At 68.1% G+C, this 2,884-nt stretch carries 3 protein-coding genes and 1 pseudogene; 3 read left to right on the top strand and 1 reads right to left on the bottom strand.

The window, feature by feature from the left end; genetic code table 11:
• Window positions 1-232 (bottom strand): sigma factor (locus ETD96_RS43050; protein ID WP_274704689.1); only part of this gene is annotated, 232 nt, incomplete at its 3' end.
• A gap of 344 nt (window positions 233-576) precedes the next feature.
• On the opposite strand from ETD96_RS43050, the pseudogene ETD96_RS43040 reads away from it, so the two are divergent.
• The 3 genes and pseudogenes from ETD96_RS43040 to ETD96_RS43030 all read left to right on the top strand — a co-directional run.
• Window positions 577-1,068: pseudogene (locus ETD96_RS43040) on the top strand (IS701 family transposase); the annotation flags it as partial.
• Between the two features lie 707 nt (window positions 1,069-1,775).
• On the top strand, window positions 1,776-2,204 hold the full coding sequence (locus tag ETD96_RS43035; RefSeq protein ID WP_138642232.1) for a hypothetical protein: 429 nt from the start codon (window positions 1,776-1,778) through the stop codon (window positions 2,202-2,204).
• A 17-nt stretch (window positions 2,205-2,221) separates the two neighbouring features.
• Complete coding sequence (locus ETD96_RS43030; RefSeq protein ID WP_138642231.1) at window positions 2,222-2,500, top strand: hypothetical protein; 279 nt, start codon at window positions 2,222-2,224, stop codon at window positions 2,498-2,500.
• Window positions 2,501-2,884: the final 384 nt, after the last annotated feature.

Genomic DNA, 2,884 nt, shown 5'->3' with positions numbered 1-2,884 from the left:
ACAGCCACGTGCGCAGGCTCGCGCGGCGGTGGTCGAAGGACGCCGCGGACCGCCACGCCCTGACGAACGTCTCCTGCACGACGTCCTCGGCGAGCTGCCGGTCGGCGAGGGCGTTGCACGCGAAGCCCAGCAGATCCGCGCCGTGCCGCTCGTAGGCGAGCCTCATGTCCTGCTCGCTGTGCAGGGAGCCGGACGCCTCCCGCCGGTCGGCGGTGGACGGCTGGCGCCCCAACCTCCAAAGCTGGGCCACGGCTACACCGCCCCGCCACATGCTGTCCGCCGACTGCGCTCCGCCACTTGAGGAACACCCCTTCACCGCACCGGGCAGTTTGTCACGGGGGATACGCGGCGCATGGCCCCGGTGTTGAAGCCCGCGGATGCGACGTGGGTCACACGACGGAGCCGCGGTCCGGTATGAGGCGCAGGATCGCGTCGTGGTCGCGGAAGACCATGGGGGCCGAGGCGTTCTCGTAGGCGGCCCTGATGATCTCGACGAGGTCGGCGGGGCGGTCGTCGAGGGTGCTGTGGGAGATGACGAGGTGGCTGCCGGGGCCATGAGATTCCTCAACCCCGCGTTACTGCCACGTCCCCGCGGGGCGGCCGGTGTCGCTGCATCGTCTGGTCGCCGCGGCGGGTCTGCGGTGGCCGGTGGAGGAGTCGTTCGAGTTCGGCAAGGACCTGTTCGGGCTGGATTAGTCCCAGGTCCGCCGATACGAGGCGATCTGCCGGCACACCGTCCTGGTCATGCTCGCCCTGGCGGTCTACGCGGTTGCCGCCGCCGAGGCCCGGCCCCGCACCGACACCCAGGTGCCACCGCCGACCGGCCCCAACGCGCCGCCCGCCGACCCCGGCCACACCCCGCTGTCCATCGCAGAGATCAAGAACCTGGTCAACGCGCTAAACCCCCGCCACCACGGCATCGACCACACCGTCCACTGGCAGAACTGGCGAGACCGGCACCGAGCACGAGCCCGCTGGTACCACCAACGAACCCGTTTCCGCCGTCCAATCGAGCACGCATATCCGCAGCTCACCCAAGGAAGTGCTGCTGCCGTACCAGACGAGTAGGGCTGCGGAGGAGGAGTGGAACGGTCAGTAGCGACATCCACGACCAAACCCGCTCCGATCCTTCTCTCGGCCTACTATGTCCGGTCCGGCCCGGCGCGCCTGGAGCAACGCGACCGAGAAGGTGGTGCGCTTGACCCGGAGTTCCGGCATCATCCCAGCGTCGCGAATGCGGGAAGACGCTAAGAACATGCCAGCGCAACCGGCCCGGGGCTGATCCTGGTGAGCTCGCGGAAATCACCGCGTGTGATGGCGAGGCGGGACTTGCCTCTACGACACGCTCAACCGCGCGAGCTGGGCTCTGCCAGCTCAAGGCTGGCACACCGGTGCCAGCCGGTCAGTGTTTGCGGTGTGGTGGGGCCAGATGGCTACTCGTGGCGGTGATGGCTTCGGGGCCGCGGGAGGACGTAGCGCATGGCGGGAAGGGGGTTTTTGTATCGGATCCTGCCCATGATGCGGCGCAGGCCTTGGCGCGCGAGCGCGCGCTGGACTTTCTGCGCCGGAACCTCGCCGACCCAAGCGTGGACGCGTCAGGGGTGGCGGAGGCGTGCCATGTGTCGCGCGCATTGCGGGCCGCCAGTGGGATGACCCCGGGCGAGTACCGCCAAGCTAGGCACACCAGGCCAGTGACGGTGACACAGCGGTCCAGCCATGGCTGTTCGCGCTGCTTAGCGTGGGGTCAACACCCACGAGGACGGAGGAGAGCAGCGATGCAGCAGAGCGCACGTGTTGCCGCTGTGCAGGCCGAGCCGGTCTGCCTGGATCTGGTCGCGGGCGTGGGCAAGGTGATCGCGCTGGTGGGCAAGACCGCGGCGGGCGGTGCCCGGTTAATCGACGGTGAGCGATCTGTTGTCGCCCGCACCGCGATCGCGGACCTGGCGGCGGCCTGTTCGAACCCGGACGGCCCCGGTCAGGTCCCTGTTTCGGAAACGTCGAGCCAGCGTGGTCGGGCAGCGGCCACGCGTAGGCCTCCATGGCGGTTCGTGCCGCTGATCCGGTCGGGGCTTTCGGACCCAGTGACTTACGCGGGTGCTGGGGTGCTCGTGGGATGTCTCAAGCCGGTCGTATCGCCGATAGGAGCATTCGCGCCTGCCGGAGGAGATGAGAGTGCGTCATGTACTTGCGCAGTGATTGCCTGATCTCGAGGAGGAAGTCGATGCCGCCCCCTGATGCTCCGGGAGGGATCATTGATCTCTGGGAGCCGACTGCGGTCCACCAGCTCACCGACAGGCACACCGTCTGCGTGTTCGGTGCGGAACTACGAGTGCAGGACTGCCGCCCCGCCGAGCGTGGTGGCGACTTCTACGTCCTGGAGGCGGTCAACGAGGAGGAGCGCCCGCCGCGTGGCAAGCCCGCGGGGGCCATGATCGTCGAGGTGGATCGCAACCGGCTGGTGAATGCCCGCTTGGACACCGCCGACACCACGCATCGGTGACGCGTCGGCTCAGCCGTGGAGCATATCAGTGACCGGCCGGTCGCCACCGCGCCGCTGACTCCGACGCCCAGGCTCTGCGGCAGTCGCTGGGTCACCTGCTACTAGTGGTCTGCGCCTGAGATCCGTTGTAGATATCGGGCGAGGGAGTCGAGGATCTCTTCGCTGGTCTTGGTCCACACGAATGGTTTGTGGTTGGTGTTCCATTGCTGGACCCAGGCGCGGACGCCGGTTTGGAGGGCTTGGACGCTTTTGTGGACGCCGCGTTGGGTGAGCTGGGTGGTGAGGTAGGTAGGCGAACCAGCGTTCGACCTGGTTGAGGCAGGACGACCCGGTCGGGGTGAAGTGAACGTGGAAGCGGGGGTGGCGGGCCGGCCAGTCGTGGAT

Origin of the sequence: Actinomadura geliboluensis (assembly GCF_005889745.1) — a bacterium.
Taxonomy (GTDB): Bacteria; Actinomycetota; Actinomycetes; order Streptosporangiales; family Streptosporangiaceae; genus Spirillospora; species Spirillospora geliboluensis.
The sequence above is the reverse complement of the archived record's forward strand: the minus strand, read 5'-3'. Positions and strand labels throughout refer to the sequence as shown.